We start from the raw sequence: 17,304 nt of genomic DNA on the forward strand, positions 1-17,304 counted from the left end.
TTTTAATAATCGGAACGAAACTTTTCATCGGCATGATAAGATAACGCTTCGTATTCCGATAAAAATTTCCTAAACAATTCCGAATCCTTAAGATTTTTCAAATAAAGATTCCTATCAGAGAAAAACATTGGAGGAGTTACCTCACTCATCAAAGCCCTTCTCAAGTAGTATAAGGATTTATCTAACAAATTTTCTATAGAATATAAGCATGCCAACCAATAATCAGCCTCAAGACTGCCTAAATTTAAAGCTTTAATAAGAAATTTCTCGGCACTTCGTCTTAAAGAATCTACATCTTCTTTCAAATATCCCATCTCCGAACAACAAAAAGACAGAGCTACCAAAGCTCCTCCTAAAAACATCCACAGAAGTTCATTAAAACCATCATTTTTTAATAAACCGGCCGTAAGATCCACAACCTGAAATAGCGATTCCTTATTAAAAAAATAATAACCGTACTCGAAAAGAGCCTCAAGATAGAAAGGCATAATCATATTCTTGTTTGGAAATAAGGATTCAGCATAGTTCAATATTTTTATCGCTTTCTTATAAAATTCTTCTTCATTCAACAATTTGCCGATTAAAAGACAGGATTGTCCCCAATAAGATAAAATTTCAAAACGATTTTCGATTCGCCAAGCTTGTAAAAAACAATTTTCAGCATCTTTAAAATAAAACTCCGCATAAGCAGATTCGAAATCATATTTTCCGATTGCCAACAAAGAACAACCCTTAAACATACGATAAAGTGCACAATCGGGTCTTAAGGAAATGATAAAATTAATGATTTCTGAAGACTTTCCTAGCAGACGAAGATCTCTCTTAAAAGACCCCCAAGAAAAATAAGCCTTGTAAAGACCGTATCGAGCTTTCAGAAAATGTGGTTCCAGATCAACGCAAGCCGAAAAATAAGCTACGGCAGAAGAAAAAAATCGTTCATCGTCAAAATATAAACCGGAACACAAATAAGTCATACCAGCGGCAAATAATAAATCGGTATTAATGGGAAATGAGGATAACAGAGATAAAATGCGAACTCTTCCCTCTCTTAATAAATCGGGATCTTCCAAAAAATGTCCTAACATACCGATTCCGGTAGCCAATAGACCGGATAACTTTAATTTTAAAAAGTCATCAATCTCTCCTCGAAAAGAAGTTAATTTTTCTAAACCCGTTTCAATCCTATTCAAATCTCCTTTCAACCAACCGGAATATAAATAAAGTTCACCCCAAGAAAGTTGTAATAAAGATGAAGTTGAAAAAATTTGTAAGGAATTTTTTAAAATTTCATCAGCGAGAATGAAATCTTCTTCGGAACAAGTAATTTCAAATAATCGTTTAGCGTTAAGAGCATATTTAAGCCAATACTCCTTATAACCGGCCTCACAGTCTCCTTTAGATCTGAAAGATAAAAAAATAGCCTTGGAAAAATGTTTCAATGCTTCTTTCATCATTGATTTTCGTCCTAAATGCATGCTCTTACAAGCCAGCATTTCTCCTATATAAAAATGAATCTCGGAAACATTGCCGTCACATAATTCTAAGGCTCGATTAAAAGAAGTTTCGGCCACACTAAGATCAATTAATTCAAGAGATTCAAGATAGAGAGACAGATGTATTTTTCCTTTATCCAGATAAAAGCAAATAAGAAAACTATGCGACTGTATGTTTAACTTATCCAATAACCTGTCCGCTTTTAAAATATGTTCGACTGCCCAAACTAAAGAGGAACGGTCTTGAGAAAACAAGTAAATACCGTAACGACACTTATATTTTAAGTATTCAACTTCAAACGACTCCTCCGTTAAGGATAGAGATTGGTTTAAAACGGAGATTGCATAAGAAAAAAAATCGATATCGTTTTCGGAATTACCGTATTCGAAGGACAGGTGAGCTATTTTGACAACCAATACCCTGTCCTGCGGGTTCAGCAGCAATATGGTAGTTGCTAAAGCAATAAATGATTCTTTTAATTCAAAACGCGGCAAACGTCCAGCTTCAAATAAACAAAAATCCGTTAGAGATATCGTACCTATTTCTTCCGTTTCTAAAACATCCGTAAATAAAGTATTAAAAAAAAATGACTTCATAAACAATCCGTAAAAAGGATTCAAGACAAGATCATATCAAGTTAAAAAAAATAGTCAATAGTTCTAATTTATGTAAAACTCTATATTCGAAGAATTAGTTCAACAACCGTCTCAACATGCATTGTTTGAGGAAACATATCGAATAGTAGGACATTTTTTATTGAATAATCATTTTTCATTAAATTTAAGTCTCTAGCCAAAGATTCAGGATGACAAGAAATGAAAATGATTTTTTTCGGTCGTTTTTTTAATAAATTCATGATCAATATTTTCTCACACCCTGCTCTAGGAGGATTTAATACGACTGTATCGCAATCCGGTAAGCGATGAAAAATTTTCTCCAATTTATCGCATATGAAAAGACAATGATTCGTTTTATTTAAAATCGCATTTTCATTTGCCGATTTTATTGAACTCGGAACACACTCCACCCCAATGACTTTACGACATTTGTCTTTTAAGAGTATGCTTAAAACTCCTATACCGCAAAATCCGTCGATTACGTTAGGCCCCTCTATCATATCCAAAACGGTCCGAAACAAACATTCAGCCTGAAGATGATTTACCTGAAAAAAATTTCCCGCTCTTATTCTAAAAACGCTTCCTAAAAATTGTTCCTTTAAATAATCACAACCGAAAATTAATGAAAAACGAGAGGAAAAATACGACTCTTTAAGATCTTTTCTGCAATTAAGAACGACTCCGGAAACGGAAGGACAAGCCTTAATAAGTTTATCAACCGGAGATTTAAAAGGTTCCGTATTTTTTTGATCGGTAGCCAAACAAATAAGATATTGTCCCGAAAAACGACTTCGCCTGATAATTAAACGAGAACAAGGAGGAAAACGCGATAGGTTTTGTCTGAAAAAATCCAAAATGTTATTAATGCCTTTTTCAAGAAAACAGTAGGGAATTTCCGTAAAACGATTCTCGTCTGAAACGGAAAATCCAATTTTACGATTAGGGAAGTCTATTGAAAAATCCAATTTGTTTCTGTATTCGAATCGCTCCGGTGAGGGAAGACAAGAAGGAACATGAATATCAAGAGATGCAAACTTACGAAAAGCGCTGACAACTCTATTTCTTTTAAGATCAAGCTGTTCGGAGTACACCAAGCCCATCAAAGGACAGCCGTTACATGTTCCCGCAAGCTTACAACGAGCTTCTTCTCTTAAAACGGAAGGCGATACAATCTTCACGATTTTTCCCAGAAGATAGTTTTTACGTTCGGCAATAATGGACACTTCAAGATTGTCTCCTGGAAATCCCCCAGGAATAAACACTTTGATATTACCGAAAGACCCTATTCCGAAACCTTCCGAAGTCACGGAAACGATATCCGTAATAAAACTACTATACATTAATTGAACGACACACTTAAAAGATCGGTCTCTCAGTATAACCGAAAACTAATACTATTCGTTAAACATTTGAATCTCCGATGATTCCGATGACTCCGATGAGTCCGATGAGTCCGAAACGCAATTCCAGACATAAGCATAATAGTCTTTCCGATAGGAATTTTCGGCTTGTGTCATTAGGGATCGAGAACCGCTGACGACACGACCTTGTTTGAATAAGAAAAAGAAACGAGGTTGACAACATTCCATTAAGTATGTTGCATTCTGCCCTAATAGAGAACGCTTTCCTCCGCCTTCCCATTGCCATCGATGCAAACTCTGATAATCGCAAAAAATATAACCGCGATCACACGAAACATCGTCATTCCAATCTCTTTCTATTGCGCCCGTTAAGATTCTTCCGGAATAAGGTTCTATAAGAGAATAAAAAAGAGAAAATATCATCCCAATTCCATAAAAGGGAGATTTGACGACATTAAACAAAGATCTTAAAATTTCTCTCGGAACATCGATAAGCCTAAATTTATCCTCAATAGTGCTTTTTCTTTCTTGAATCATTTTGTAAAAAATATAGAAAGGGATAATCAAACTTCGAAACAAATTGTAAACCATAACCCCGAGTACGAAAAAAGGCATGAGAACAGTCACAGAAAAGACCACGGAAAATCGATCCGCCCTCTCTCCCGAAGGGCATATATAAGCTCCTACTATTCCATTTCCGTTTTCATCCAAACCCGAAGAATCCAAGTACCATAAAAAACGACTTACTTTGAATTCGCAATCAGTAGACGGTGATTGAATATTTACTCCAATATTGGATACGGAAATAGGCCTTCCGGGATTAATTCCGAGAGGACGATGAGTAAAAACATCCCTTCTATAAGCTGCTCTCAAAAAGATCAATAACCCTCCTATTCCCAAAATGAAAGGAACGGACAGGGCCAAACCGAGAGCAAGTCCGTTAAACGGCAAAACACTCAAAGAAGATAAACAAACACCTCCAATCATAAATACGAGAAATATTAACAGTCCGACGAAAATACAACATATTCTTCTATTTCTATTAACAACCGAAAATTTTGTTGAATCTGCCGAAGATTTCATAGCATCGGCTATCTTAGGGAAGGAAGAAAAATTTCGACCGATTCGAGCCCATTCACTTTCCGATGGAAAGGACTCTTCTTTCAAAAAGAGAGTTGATGATTTTTTTAAATGAGAATCAGGTAAAAATAAACTCATAAACAAATGAAGTGGATTATAAACCATTTATAATTTTTATTATACAATAAATGGATCATTCCGGTAATTTTTCTTAAATTTTTCGAATTAAATCCAGAATTTTATGAAAAAAAATATAATGCTCAAATTAAAAATACTTTTATAGACATGCCGGAAACGGCCTTAAACGTATGGTTCGATTGTATTATAACTTCTGTAGTTAACAAGGAAATGAATACAAAAAAAATTAATCCACCCTTAATGATTAGATATTATGTTTAAAGAACGATTTTCTTCCAGGCTAGGTTTCATCCTATCCATGATGGGAATAGCCGTAGGAGCCGGTAACATTTGGCGATTTCCTCGAGTGGTTGCTCAAAATGGAAATGGGTCTTTTCTTCTTGCTTGGGTTCTGTTTTTATTCACCTGGTCCATTCCCTTGATTATAGTCGAACTTTCGATAGGAAAATTAACGAAATCTCCTCCTATACAAGCTATTGCAGCTATGGCAGGAAAAAAATTTGCTTGGATGGGAGCTTTCATCACTTTAGTAACGACCGGTATTCTTGCTTATTATTCCATTGTGGTTTCTTGGGGGGTCAACTATTCCGTGTATGCTGTTCAAGGAAAACTCTTAAGTCATCCCAATCTTACCGTTTTATGGTCCGAAACAGCATCCGGATATCAAACTTTATTAATTCACGGACTGGTTTTGCTTTGCGCCCTTTTCGTTATCAATAAGGGCGTTTCCGGAGGTATAGAACTATGTAATAAAGTTCTTATTCCAGGATTTTTTATATGTATTAGTTTGATCTTCATACAGGCTCTTTGCCTCCCCGAAGCTTTAGCGGGCATTAAAAAATTATTTACTTTAGATATTCAATCATTTAAGGAATCCAAGACCTGGATAGAAGCCCTAACTCAGAATGCTTGGGATACCGGTGCAGGATGGGGCCTTTTATTGGTCTACGCAGGATTTGCTCCCAAAAAAGAAGGAGTCGTGACAAATGGCTCTCTAACAGCTATATCAAATAATTTAGTCTCTCTCATTATGGGGATGATTTTGTTTGCGGTTATAACTTCTCTGGATTTCAACGGGATCTCAGCTTTAAGGGAAGGAGAAGGATCTACAAGTTTAGGGCTTACCTTCGTTTATTTGCCTCGTCTTTTTCTTGGAATATCTCCATATACTTTTCTTCAGTATTTTTCGGCTTGTTTATTTTTTCTTGCCTTTACGATGGCTGCATTTTCATCCATGATATCCATGTTGTTTCTTTTAGCGCAGACTTTAAAAAAAATTGGATTAGCGAAGAAAGAAACCTTAGCTAATTTTTTAGCTTGTCTGATAGCTTTTGTATTGGGGGTTCCTTCCGCTTTAAATTTATCTTTCTTCCAAAATCAAGATACGGTTTGGAGTATAGCGCTTATCATTAACGGGCTGTTTATTATCTTTGCCGCGTTAAAATTCGGCGTATGGCTATTGACCAAAGAAATAAACAAGTTTTCAGAAAAAGATTTTAAATTAAGAAAAGGTTTTGTTCTTATTATTCGATTCGCAATTCCTATTCAAGGTATCATTTTACTGGCTTGGTTTTTGAAAATGGAAACAATGAATTTTAATATTCATCATTTTTTTACAACAAATGTAGGAAATATGCTTTTACAATGGGGAATTCCATTAGTGATATTTATAAGTCTAAACAAACGATTAATAAAAAACACATATTAACTCTAGACTTATTGATATCACTATAGTAGAATGCTCCGTTTACTCTTCTTTTTAAGAGTTTTAGACAAAGTTTTGACGCTTTTATAAGCCTATTTACCCCAGGAGATCAGATTATGTCAACAAACCCAGTACAATCTCAACCATATCCACAGTCTTATTATTCGGATCGGCAACCTTCATCACCCGAACAGAACACCGAAATTCTATTAAACGCGCTAGCGGAAAGGCTTAGAACAACCACAAGGACACCTGATTCCCGTGCAGATCTCCGTGCAGATCTCACTTATTGTAAACAGGCTTTATGTGTTTTGAACACTAATCTTCAAGGCTTAAGAGCAGAGATAGCCGGTTTGAAAGAAGCGTCCGAACCTTCTTCCGTCGCATGTTCGATTTTTCGCTTTATCTGTGTTGTGATTACAATTCTGGCTCTTGCCGCCTTGGTTGTATTAGCACTCACCGCTTGTGGGATTATTCCCGGTTTAGGTTCTATAATTATGGGAAGCGCAATCGGTGCGGCATTCGGAGCCAATACTTTCGTGGCTCTTTGTTCGATTTGTGCAGGTATTGCTCTTGTCGGTGGGATTGGATTCTTTTTATCAGGGAAAAGACCACTCTGCTGCTAGAACAAGACAAAAGAGAGTTATCCGTTGTGTGACTCTCTTTTTATCGGTAAGAGAGATTATTTTATTTTTTAATAAAAAGTATTGTGAGTTTAATGACAATCCCCGCTTCTCATTTATCTACGATCGAGCGTGCACCCCCGAAATGTCCGTCCGCCGAAGAGGAGATTGAACGTCTCAGAAGAGATATTGACGCTTTAAAAGCAACAAAAAACTTAGTTGCCCCTCAGAATATATGTTCAGGTCCTGCTTTCCTTAATTCATGTTTGATGGCTATAATTATAATTTGTACCATTGGAATTGTTTTGAGTGTTTTAGGACTTGTCGGTGTTTTACCTCAGATTTTGCTTATACTCGGAGCAGGTAATCTTATATGGCTAATCATAAGTCTATCTATGGCCGCTTTACTAAGTTTTGTATTCGCCGTAAGCATGATGTTTTTCTATTCAAAGTATATAGCCCAACCAAAATCCATCGAGCACATTCCTTTAATTACTTCTCAAAACGACGTTCTGGCACTTCTCAACGAAATTGATCCTAGTTCTAAATAGGTCGGTTTAAAGACTTGAATTTTTTTTTGATAGCTAATACAATTTAAACTTCTTACTTTTATCGACTTTCTAATTTGAGAGATGATTGTTTACTAAATTTTTGAACAAATCTTCGGATTTTGTAGGTATTCGATTATAATGCAAAGTGTTATTCGTTTGCTTTTCAACTTGTACCCGGGAGAAGAGAAAAAATCAGGATTATTTCTTCTTTTAGGTCTTCTATGGGGTATAGGCAGTTATGGCACTTTAACTCTCTCGGAAGGTCTATTTATCGAAAAAGTAGGCGCTTTTTATCTTCCTAAAATTTACTTAATTTCTTCTTTTTTTTTATGCTCTTGCTCGGGATTATTGTTATGTCTGATGACAAGAAAAAAAATTTCTTCGAAATATCTTTTTTTGGCTCCCGTCATAGGGATTATTTGCAGTAATCTGTTTCTTCTTTGTGCATTGCCTCAACTCACTGGTTCGGCTTTAAAAGCCATCTATTTTTTTTATCGTATGACGGGATTCGGATTTACTATCTTATCATTTACGACGTTTTGGAGTTTTGCCGATCAGTTCTTTAATCTTCAAGACGGTAAGCGTTGTTTCTGCATTTTCAACGCCATTATTTTCTTCGGAGACGCTATAGGAAGCGGTAGTATTTCTTGGTTCATAGATTATATCGGCATTCGGGGCATTTTGATTATATTTACTTGCTGCCTGATATCGACAATTCCTTTAATCTTCTATATATCCAATAAATTTAAATTTTTATCCGAAGAGCATAATCTCTATATTGAAACCGAACACTCTCCTTCCATACGAAAATCCTTAAAAATCATTCTACAATCCAAGTTTACTCTTTTATTGGTGGGTTTTTATTTTTTAATGCAAATTTTAGCCATTGCTACCGAATACAACTATTCGAGCTTCTTTGAAAAGACTCTTGTGTCAACACAATCCAATCTTCCGATTACCTCATTCATCAGTAAATGCAGTTTATGGGTCTCCCTGGGTAATATGTGCTTTGCATTACTTGCTTATAGTAGAATCATTAAAAAAATCGGCATCAACAATATTATCATTATTGCTCCAGTTTGTTTCGTTCTTCTTTTTTCCGTTTGGCTATGCAAGTCCTCTTTATATATAGCGATTTTAGCCGTTATAATTAGAGAAGGAGTTTGTTACGCTTTAGACGATAATAATTTACAATTACTGATATCGGGAATACCTAATAAAATTAGAAATCAGATTCGGATTTTAGTGGAATCTTTTATCGAACCGTTAGGCATGCTGATGTGTTCTTTCTTATGTCTACCCGGAAAACAGATTCCTTTATCCTTCGCAATAGCACTGACGGCTTTACTTTTGGTATTTCTTCTCCGCTATCAATATCCGAAAGCTATTTTTAAAAATTTATCGCTCGAAACCATTTCTTTTGATAAAAAAATGGTTGATTGGATCAAACAGTTGTCGAAAAAAGAAAAACGACAAGCCGAATTGTTTTTTCTTAAAACCCTAAAAAGTCAAAGCGAAAAAGAGCAAATAATCACCTTTGAGCATCTCTTAAAAATAGGCGATCGTAACTTACTACCCAGTCTTTTGGCTCATTTAAATAAATTTTCTCTTCCTGCAAAGGTGAAAGCAGTTGAATTACTCAGGGAAAGTATTTGGGCTAATGACTATTTTTGCATCGAACTACTTGAAAGATGGCGAAAGACCGTTCCACACCCCGCCATCAAAACCGCTATTTACCTTTATTTTGCTAAACATCGTCTTCTCAACCCGGACGACATTGCCTGCGATCTAAACTTATACAGCCCGCAAGCGGGATTATTTATGTCATCAATCATCGCCATCAGATCTCAGACCCTCGATCATCCTCTTATGTCAAAAGCCACTGAAAAACTTAATGAACTGTTAATGTCGGATCTAAAGGAGGATATTATTCAGGGAATCACTATTTTGGAATTTGAATCCAATCAAAGAAATATTCAGACTCTCATAGAATTCCTATTCCATCCTTCCAAACAAATACAAATTGCCGCCGCCAAAGCTTTGGCCTCCAGTGTTTCTTCGGAACAAAAATATTATGCTTCTAAAATAATAAAAATTATAGGCGTTACCGATAATACCTCGCTTAAAATGGAACTTCTTCATATTTTAGAACAGATTTTGGATAAAAATACGGTTAAAGAATTCGTTCTAACTATAGCTAAACTGAAATCTAAAGAAAAAAAATATGCCGAAAGTATCGTAGTCAATCTTAAAAAAGAGATTATTCCCGATTTGCTCAATATTTTATGTGATGAAAAAGACAACAATAAAGCTCGCCTTTCTGCGGCAAGAATTTTAGGAAAAATCGATATCGTTCTTTTAAGAAAAAAGATTCATAAACTGGTAAAACAAGAGATCAGTGTGGCTTATTGCCATGCTCATCATGTGGAAATGCTTCCGAAATTGTATCCCAATTACGATTTAAATTTACTCACTAACGCTCTAATGACGAATTATCGTTCTTGTGTTCAGTTTATTATAGAACTATTAGGAATTAGCGGTTCGGCAGAAAATTTCGATGTATTATCAAGATCCTTAAACAGTAAAAATTCGAAAATTAAAGCACAGGCCTTGGAATCTCTTGAAAAGAGTTGCAGTAGTTCACTTTACGCACTTATAGAACCTTTTATGACTAAGGAAGCCCCTCATTCTTATCATACACGTAAGTATATTAAGTCTGGAAATCGGACGTTTAGTTTAAAAGAGATTTTAAATATAATGAGCAAATCTTCGGTTAGATTGAATCAAATAACCGCCGGACAGTTGCAAGAAGAATTGTCTTGTTTAGATTCGGTTTTCAAAAAACCTACGGTTTATGAAGAAATTATAAAAGAACAAATTGAAGAAAATATCTCTGGATTAAACATGGTTTAATGTCTATGAAAGAAACAGAACAAAATCTAGTTAGTTTAATTGATAAAGCCTTTTTGTTAAAAAGAGTGAAATTGTTTTGTTCTTTAGATATGGATTTTCTACTTGCGATTTCAGAAAAAACGGAAGTATCCAGTTACAAGAAAGGCGACGGGATCTTTAGAAAAGATCAAGCAGGGAATCGTCTGTATATTATATCAGAGGGAATCGTAGAAATAAAAACGGAAGATAAAAAAGATGTGTTTTCCATCTGGGAACTTAAGTCTCCCGAATGTTTCGGAGACGAAAGCTTAATTAATGAAAATCCTCGTGGGTATGAAGCAACGGCAAAAACCTCTACGAAACTACTCTCTCTAAATAAAATCCAATTTTTGCATATTCTGGAAGAATGTTCGTCGGTATCTCTGGCATTATTGGAAGTCTATACAGCAAAAACTACCTTTAGAAGAAGATAGTCTTTGCCTGTTTCACCGACTAAATTCATGCTCCTTTCTTACTTTTAATATAAGAAATAGCATCCCCTACAGTGCGTAGTCTTTCAGCTTCTTCTTCCGAAATTTCAAAACCGAATTTCTCTTCAAACGTCATAATTAATTCGGTCAAATCAAGACTATCGGCATTAAGATCCTCAACAAAAGATTTTTCAGGAGAAACATCTTTTTCATCCACACCTAATTGCTCAACAATAATGCTGATGACCTCATTCTCTAAACTCATTGTTCTTTCCTTTATATTATTCATATATAACAAAACGTAACGGCAAATTATATTGGGAAAAAAAATTTTTTTTCAAGTTTTCCAATACAAACTTCAATTTAAAAAGGAACTATTCCCCCATCAACAACCAAAACTTGAGCCGTTATATAACTAGACATATCCGAGGCTAAAAAAACGGCTGCATCAGCTATGTCTTTCGGTTTACCCGAACGTTTTAACGGCACTTGCTTAATCCATTCCGTTTTTAAATTGTCACTGAGTACAGCTGTCATATCGGTCTCAATAAAACCAGGAGCAATACAATTAACTCTAATTCCTCGGCTACCCACTTCTTTAGCAAGGGATTTCGAGAAGCCGATCATGCCGGCCTTACTAGCGGCATAATTCGTTTGACCAGGAGAACCTCCTAATCCGACGATAGAGGATATGTTAATAATACTACCCGCATTCTTCGACTTTAACATTAAAGGAACGGCAACGGAGCAGGTATTATATATGCTCGTCAAATTAGTGGATATCACTCGATCCCAATCTTCCGGAAGAAGTCGCATCAAGAGTTTATCTCTGGTAATTCCAGCATTATTCACTAAAATATCAATCCGGCCGAAAGAATCAAAGAAAGTTGTTATCGCATTCTTTACGCTTTCCAAATCGGAAACATCGACTGATCTAAAAATAATATTTTGACCTTCATTTTTTTTTATTGAGCTGACAGCTTGTTCTCCCTTCGAAGCATCGATACCCCAAATTTCAACCACGGAGGCTCCTTGTTCCGCAAAAGCGGTAGCTATAGCAAACCCTATGCCTCGAGTTCCTCCAGTAACTATAGCACGTTTTTCCGACAATAAATCCATTCATCTACCTCCGAATCAACAATAATTCATAACTTTTAAAAAATTCTCTAATCCAAGCAAAGAATCAATATTATAAGAAGGTTGTTTTATGCCTATAGACTTATTCAAATTCGTAAGAACTTTTCCGCAACCTATTTCCAAAAAAACTTCTGCTTGATTTGACATTTTCAAACACCCCTGAAACCACTTTGTGGGTGACGTGATCTGCCTAAACAAAAGATTTCGAATCTCTTCCGATTCGGCTACATAATCACCGACAACATTAGAAACGAACGAAACTGAACTGTCGCTAATCGGTAAATCCACTAAATAATTCTTTAAAAGACCCTCTGCTTTCTGCATCAAAGGAGAATGAAAGGCTCCGGAAACATTTAACTTAATAAGTTTACGAGCTCCCTTGTTTTTTATCACCTCGGAAGCATGCTCAACAGCTTTTTCTTCACCAGAAATTACTGTCTGAAGCGGAGCATTGTAATTGGCTATCCAAACATCGGTTCCTAATACCGAAATCACTTCTTCAACCTCTTGAAACGGAAGTCCGAGAACTGCAACCATAGAACCTTTAGACTCATGACAAATTTCATTCATGAAGCCGGCACGAAGTTTAATGATTTTCAATCCATCGGAAAACGTAATTTTTCCGGAAGCGGTTAAAGCCGTATACTCACCGAGACTAAGACCGGAAACAACTAGCGGATGCAAATCAGGGAGCTCTTTATTTAAAATTCTTAAAAGTGCCATTCCATGAACATAAACAGCTAATTGACTATTGACGGTTTCCGTTAATAAATCTTGAGGTCCCTCAAATAAAATATTCGAAAAATGAGATTTCAGAAAATCATCGGCCGCATCAAAAATTTCTCTAGCTTCGGAAAAAGCTTCATATAAATCTTTTCCCATAGAGACATATTGACCGCCCTGACCGGAAAACAAAAATGCATACTTAACCAAAATGACCTCTTGTTAATCTTATAACCGTCTTAAGATGGCTGCTCCCCAAGAAAGCCCTCCTCCGAAAGCCACAAGTAATATGTGATCATTCGTATGAACAAGATCCTGTTTCAAAAGCTCATCCAAAGCTATTCCCACGGAAGAGGAAGCCGTATTTCCGTATTTATGTACCGTTTTGAAAACTCTATCATCAGAAATTTTAAAACGTTTGGCAATGGCATCTATTATTCTGGCGTTGGCTTGATGCGGAACGAGCCAATCCAAATCGTCTTCCGACAAATGAGCATCTTCCAAACACTTCTTTGAGGCATGTTCCATCCTTCTAACGGCATGTTTAAAAACTTCTTTTCCCTCCATTGAAATAAAATGCAAACCCTGCTTTACCGTGTCTGCAGTAGCCGGTATTCGACTCCCTCCTGCAGGCAAACTCAACAAACCAGCCAAATGACCGTCGGTTCCCAAACAAATTTGGACTATCTCGGATCCGACGATATCTTCAGTTTTTTTTCGAGAAATGACGCAAGCGGAAGCTCCATCACCGAATAAAACACAAGTATTTCTATCTTGGTAATTTACGAATGAAGAAAGTTTGTCTGCAGCTATCAAAAGAACGTTATCGTAGCTGCCTGATTCAATATAAGCTTTCGCTACGGACAAACCGTATAAATATCCCGTGCAAGCTGCCGAACAATCAAAAGCGGGTATCTCAAATAAACCGAGATACGCCTGCGCAAGAGAGCCGCTGCTCGGAAAAATATAGTCGGGAGCCGAACTTGTAAAGATAATACACTGAATATCCTCTTTACGAAGACCCGAAGCTTCGATAGCTTTTTGGGCGGCTTGCGCTCCCATATATGAGGCATGCTCTTCCTTTTCGGCTATTCTTCTTTCTTTCATTCCCGTTCTGGATACAATCCATTCATCAGACGTTTCGACTAATTTTTCCAAATCCGAATTAGACAAAATCTTTTCCGGAAGATAAGATCCCGTACCTAATATTAACGCCTGATTTTTCATACATATTCCTAGGTATCACATCGAAAATCAAATTCAAAAAACTAAAGTAATTTACAAACAAATTAACTCGTGATCATAATCGGATAAACGATAAATTTCTAATAAAAATTTTTATTTCTAAAAAGATTGTTTAGCTTTTTTTTCTAAAATCACGACAATGGTTCGTCGGACTGAAAAGTTCGAATTATTTCATGAAAACCTCAAAATTCAACCACGTCTATGTCTAAATATCCTCCCTCACTCAGCAAAATTATTTTAACTCTTAAACAGCTTCCCGGAATAGGATTTAAAATGGCAGAACGATTGGCCTTTGATCTTCTTAGCTGGCCCAAAGAAAAATTACAGAACATAACGACCGTTTTGGAATCCATACCCGATCATTTTGATAATTGTTTCGACTGCGGAATGCTTATAGAAAAAAAGACGGACTGTTCATATTGTAATTCTCAAACAAGAGACTCTTCGGTTATGTGTATCGTAGCTTATCCCAGAGATGTTTTTTCAATAGAATCTTCAGGAACTTTCAAGGGTATTTATTACGTTCTCGGCAGTCTTTTCTCACCTGCATCAGGGAAAAAACCGATACCGGGGCGAATCATAAAATTACGAGAAAAAATTTCGACGATTAAAACCAAAGAAATCGTGATTGCAATGGATTTCACGCTTGAAGGCGATACTACTGCACTATATCTCAAAAAAGAATTGGGAGATTTAGGCATTAATATCACTCGACTGGCTACAGGATTACCTATGGGTCTGTCTTTGGATTACATCGATTCCAGAACCTTAGCAAAAGCTTTTTCGGGGAGAAACGTTTACTGATTAAGTATTCCGTATCATTATTTTTCATTTTCAGTTTAATACATTTGTAGTATGAATGTTCCTTGAACTCAAAGGAATCCTTCTTAAAAGGTGTTTTATGAGAAAAATTTTTTTTTTCACGCTCTCCCTAGCTTTCTTTTTAACAAGCATCTCTTGTTATCTTGTCGCATCGGACATTCAAAACGATCCCGTAGTAGTAACAGACATCGAGGTCTTGATTGAGTCCCCTCAAGGTCTCAAAAAAACTCACTGCGAACTCAAAACAAGAAGAGGTGAAATTTTTTCCCAAAGCGATTTCGACGTCGATTTAAAAACGCTATCGAAACAGTATGATTATATAGATCCCGTTATATCCGTAGATAAAGGACTGGCGTCTATTCATGTTACGGTCAGAGAAAAACCCGAAATCGGGATGATAACAATTCGAGGAAATAAAAACGTTTCGGATACACGAATTTTAAAAATATTGAAAATATCCAAGGACGAATTGTTTGACAAAATCGACTTCTTAGAAAATTTCGATAAGTTAAAAACTTTTTATTTAAAGAAGGGTTACTTTGAATCGAATATATCTTATAAAATAAACTACGTCAATTCCGGTATCGTGAACATTTGCTTGGATATTAACGAAGGGTGTTGCGGGAAAATCAAAGAGATACGAGTTTTCGGAGTTTCTAAAAAAGAGCAAAATGATATTCGAGAGCTTATTTTCGTCAAAAAATATTCTCCTCTTTTAAGCTGGTTCGATGGATCCGGCCTTTATCATCCGGAAATGGGAGAACAAGATAATCTATGCATCACTAACTATTTCCTTAATAAAGGTTATGCAGATGCTGAAGTTACGTCATTTTTTGAAGCTAAAGGAAATTCCGTCATTTTCGTTATTAATGTGGACAAAGGATCTCAATATCGATTGGGTCACATTCACATCGAAGGAAATAAGATTTTTTCAAAAAAACAGTTAGACGGTTGTCTTCTTATAGGTCCGAAGAGTCTTTATTCACCCGATCTGGTTTGGGAAGGAGCTCAAAAACTTAAAGAGCTTTATGAACAAAAAGGATACGTAAATGCCTCGGTAGACGTTCGTTTTAATTTAAGGGAAGACGATCATGTTTACGATGTTTGTTACCAAATCGACGAAGGAACCCCTTATAAGGTAGGTTTGGTTAAAATCACCGGAAATACTCAAACGAAACAAGAAGTCATTTTGCATGAGAGCTCCTTGTTTCCGGGAGAAACTTTTGATAGAATAAAGATTGAAAGTACCGAAAATCGACTACGAAATACCAGTTATTTTAAGACCGTTAACGTTTACAGCACACGTTCTCAGTTAAACCCTGTAGACGAGAATGAAGAGTACCGTGACATATATATTGAAGTAGCGGAAACTTCTACCGGAAACATCGGTTTATTTTTAGGATTCAGTTCTTTAGATAACTTCTTTGGGGGGGTTGAATTATCTGAGAGCAATTTTAATTTATCGGGATTGACTTCCATATTAAAGAAAGGTCCGAAAGCTCTTAGAGGCGGCGGAGAATTTCTTTATTTAAAAGCCAATATAGGAGGTAAATTAACGGATTATTCTTTGAAGTGGACTAAACCTCATTTTTTTGATACTCCATGGATTTTCGGAGCGGAAATCGAAAGAGCTATGAATAAAGCTCTTTCTACGGGTTATGATGTCCAAACTTATGGCGGTAATACAAGTTTAACTTATGTCATCAACCGGTATTTAAAATACGGTTTCTATTATCGAGGAAATCAAAGCAGTCTTCATGTTAAAAAGAACAATCCGAATCCGTCTCCCAGTGAAGACGATAATAAAGGATTTCTTTCCGGTTTGGGATTAAATTTTGCTCTCGATTCTACCGATAGTTTTCGTAATCCTAAACAAGGCGTAAGAGGAAAATTAAATCTTGAAGTGGCAGGATTAGGCGGGAAATATCATTTTTTGAAAACATCTTTTCTCGGCAGCCTTTATAGAAAAATAACTGATAAAGGCATCTTAAAACTTAGAGGAGAAATACAGTTTATTCAACCTTATGCAGATACTACTGCCAATAAAGTCCCCATAAGCGAACGATTTTTCTTAGGTGGAGAAACGACCGTCAGAGGGTTTAAACCCTTTTCCATCGGACCTAAATACTCAGCAAACGAGCCTATGGGAGGCATTTCGTCTTTATTGATTTCGGAGGAAATTCAGCATCCTTTAATTTCAAAACCTTGCGTAAACGCCTTTGTGTTTCTCGATGCCGGATATGTAAGCTTAAAACCTTTTCACTTATCTCGTCATATATCTGCCAGTTCAGGGTTCGGAGTACGTTTTGAAGTCATGCAAAACGTTCCTATTATGTTGGGCTTGGGATGGCCGTTCAATCCCACCGAAATACTAGAAGGCAAAAAAATTAATAATAGTCAAAGATTCTTCTTTGCTTTAGGAGGGATCTTCTGATACTGTTTCGCT

14 protein-coding genes are annotated in these 17,304 nt (G+C 36.2%); 7 read left to right on the forward strand and 7 right to left on the reverse strand.

The genetic code is table 11. The features are described from left to right. Nucleotides 1–2: 2 nt before the first annotated feature. The 3 genes from RSA43_00890 to RSA43_00900 form a co-directional block, all read right to left on the reverse strand. Nucleotides 3–2,090, reverse strand: coding sequence for a hypothetical protein (locus tag RSA43_00890; GenBank protein MEG2495843.1), 2,088 nt, complete (start codon nt 2,088–2,090; stop codon nt 3–5). Nucleotides 2,091–2,170: 80 nt separating this feature from the next. Next, entirely contained in the window at nt 2,171–3,451 is a 1,281-nt protein-coding gene (gene rlmD / locus RSA43_00895; GenBank protein ID MEG2495844.1) for a 23S rRNA (uracil(1939)-C(5))-methyltransferase RlmD, read from the reverse strand. 54 nt (nt 3,452–3,505) lie between these two features. Next, a complete protein-coding gene (locus tag RSA43_00900; protein ID MEG2495845.1) occupies nt 3,506–4,717 on the reverse strand; it encodes a hypothetical protein in 1,212 nt (403 codons plus the stop codon). 226 nt (nt 4,718–4,943) lie between these two features. Here RSA43_00900 and RSA43_00905 point away from each other — a divergent pair, with 226 nt between their 5' ends. The 5 genes from RSA43_00905 to RSA43_00925 all read left to right on the forward strand — a co-directional run bounded on the left by RSA43_00905 (nt 4,944) and on the right by RSA43_00925 (nt 10,934). Continuing rightward, nucleotides 4,944–6,398 carry a sodium-dependent transporter gene (locus tag RSA43_00905; protein MEG2495846.1) on the forward strand — a complete coding sequence of 485 codons (1,455 nt, stop codon included), beginning with the start codon at nt 4,944–4,946 and terminating at the stop codon, nt 6,396–6,398. Between the two features lie 113 nt (nt 6,399–6,511). Further along, the gene (locus RSA43_00910; GenBank protein ID MEG2495847.1) at nt 6,512–7,021 is read left to right on the forward strand and encodes a hypothetical protein; all 510 of its coding nucleotides are present in this window, start codon (nt 6,512–6,514) and stop codon (nt 7,019–7,021) included. A 92-nt stretch (nt 7,022–7,113) separates the two neighbouring features. Continuing rightward, on the forward strand, nt 7,114–7,569 hold the full coding sequence (locus RSA43_00915; protein MEG2495848.1) for a hypothetical protein: 456 nt from the start codon (nt 7,114–7,116) through the stop codon (nt 7,567–7,569). 138 nt (nt 7,570–7,707) lie between these two features. Beyond that, complete coding sequence (locus tag RSA43_00920; GenBank protein ID MEG2495849.1) at nt 7,708–10,482, forward strand: hypothetical protein; 2,775 nt, start codon at nt 7,708–7,710, stop codon at nt 10,480–10,482. A 5-nt stretch (nt 10,483–10,487) separates the two neighbouring features. Further along, nucleotides 10,488–10,934, forward strand: a complete 447-nt coding sequence (locus RSA43_00925) for a cyclic nucleotide-binding domain-containing protein (GenBank protein ID MEG2495850.1) — start codon at nt 10,488–10,490, stop codon at nt 10,932–10,934. 25 nt (nt 10,935–10,959) lie between these two features. On the opposite strand, the gene acpP is transcribed toward RSA43_00925, so the two are convergent. From acpP to RSA43_00945, 4 genes are all read right to left on the reverse strand, one after another. Beyond that, nucleotides 10,960–11,196, reverse strand: coding sequence for an acyl carrier protein (gene acpP / locus RSA43_00930; protein ID MEG2495851.1), 237 nt, complete (start codon nt 11,194–11,196; stop codon nt 10,960–10,962). Nucleotides 11,197–11,294: 98 nt separating this feature from the next. Continuing rightward, nucleotides 11,295–12,050, reverse strand: coding sequence for a 3-oxoacyl-ACP reductase FabG (gene fabG / locus RSA43_00935; GenBank protein MEG2495852.1), 756 nt, complete (start codon nt 12,048–12,050; stop codon nt 11,295–11,297). 15 nt (nt 12,051–12,065) lie between these two features. Then, nucleotides 12,066–13,001 carry an ACP S-malonyltransferase gene (gene fabD, locus RSA43_00940; GenBank protein ID MEG2495853.1) on the reverse strand — a complete coding sequence of 312 codons (936 nt, stop codon included), beginning with the start codon at nt 12,999–13,001 and terminating at the stop codon, nt 12,066–12,068. 18 nt (nt 13,002–13,019) lie between these two features. Then, a complete protein-coding gene (locus RSA43_00945; GenBank protein MEG2495854.1) occupies nt 13,020–14,018 on the reverse strand; it encodes a beta-ketoacyl-ACP synthase III in 999 nt (332 codons plus the stop codon). A gap of 219 nt (nt 14,019–14,237) precedes the next feature. Here RSA43_00945 and recR point away from each other — a divergent pair, with 219 nt between their 5' ends. Further along, a complete protein-coding gene (gene recR / locus RSA43_00950) occupies nt 14,238–14,840 on the forward strand; it encodes a recombination mediator RecR (protein MEG2495855.1) in 603 nt (200 codons plus the stop codon). 97 nt (nt 14,841–14,937) lie between these two features. Then, on the forward strand, nt 14,938–17,292 hold the full coding sequence (gene bamA / locus RSA43_00955) for an outer membrane protein assembly factor BamA (GenBank protein MEG2495856.1): 2,355 nt from the start codon (nt 14,938–14,940) through the stop codon (nt 17,290–17,292). Nucleotides 17,293–17,304 lie beyond the last annotated feature (12 nt).

This window comes from Victivallaceae bacterium (genome assembly GCA_036659455.1).
GTDB lineage: Bacteria > Chlamydiota > Chlamydiia > Chlamydiales > Chlamydiaceae > JAVXCN01.

What these genes read in the sequence shown, in the direction of transcription:
- acpP (MEG2495851.1), bottom strand. Translation starts at nt 11,196, where the DNA reads ATGAGTTTAGAGAATGAGGTCATCAGCATTATTGTTGAGCAATTAGGT.
- RSA43_00925 (MEG2495850.1), top strand. Translation starts at nt 10,488, where the DNA reads ATGAAAGAAACAGAACAAAATCTAGTTAGTTTAATTGATAAAGCCTTT.
- RSA43_00890 (MEG2495843.1), bottom strand. Translation starts at nt 2,090, where the DNA reads ATGAAGTCATTTTTTTTTAATACTTTATTTACGGATGTTTTAGAAACG.
- bamA (MEG2495856.1), top strand. Translation starts at nt 14,938, where the DNA reads ATGAGAAAAATTTTTTTTTTCACGCTCTCCCTAGCTTTCTTTTTAACA.
- rlmD (MEG2495844.1), bottom strand. Translation starts at nt 3,451, where the DNA reads ATGTATAGTAGTTTTATTACGGATATCGTTTCCGTGACTTCGGAAGGT.
- RSA43_00920 (MEG2495849.1), top strand. Translation starts at nt 7,708, where the DNA reads ATGCAAAGTGTTATTCGTTTGCTTTTCAACTTGTACCCGGGAGAAGAG.
- RSA43_00945 (MEG2495854.1), bottom strand. Translation starts at nt 14,018, where the DNA reads ATGAAAAATCAGGCGTTAATATTAGGTACGGGATCTTATCTTCCGGAA.
- fabG (MEG2495852.1), bottom strand. Translation starts at nt 12,050, where the DNA reads ATGGATTTATTGTCGGAAAAACGTGCTATAGTTACTGGAGGAACTCGA.
- recR (MEG2495855.1), top strand. Translation starts at nt 14,238, where the DNA reads ATGTCTAAATATCCTCCCTCACTCAGCAAAATTATTTTAACTCTTAAA.
- RSA43_00905 (MEG2495846.1), top strand. Translation starts at nt 4,944, where the DNA reads ATGTTTAAAGAACGATTTTCTTCCAGGCTAGGTTTCATCCTATCCATG.
- RSA43_00915 (MEG2495848.1), top strand. Translation starts at nt 7,114, where the DNA reads ATGACAATCCCCGCTTCTCATTTATCTACGATCGAGCGTGCACCCCCG.
- RSA43_00900 (MEG2495845.1), bottom strand. Translation starts at nt 4,717, where the DNA reads ATGGTTTATAATCCACTTCATTTGTTTATGAGTTTATTTTTACCTGAT.
- RSA43_00910 (MEG2495847.1), top strand. Translation starts at nt 6,512, where the DNA reads ATGTCAACAAACCCAGTACAATCTCAACCATATCCACAGTCTTATTAT.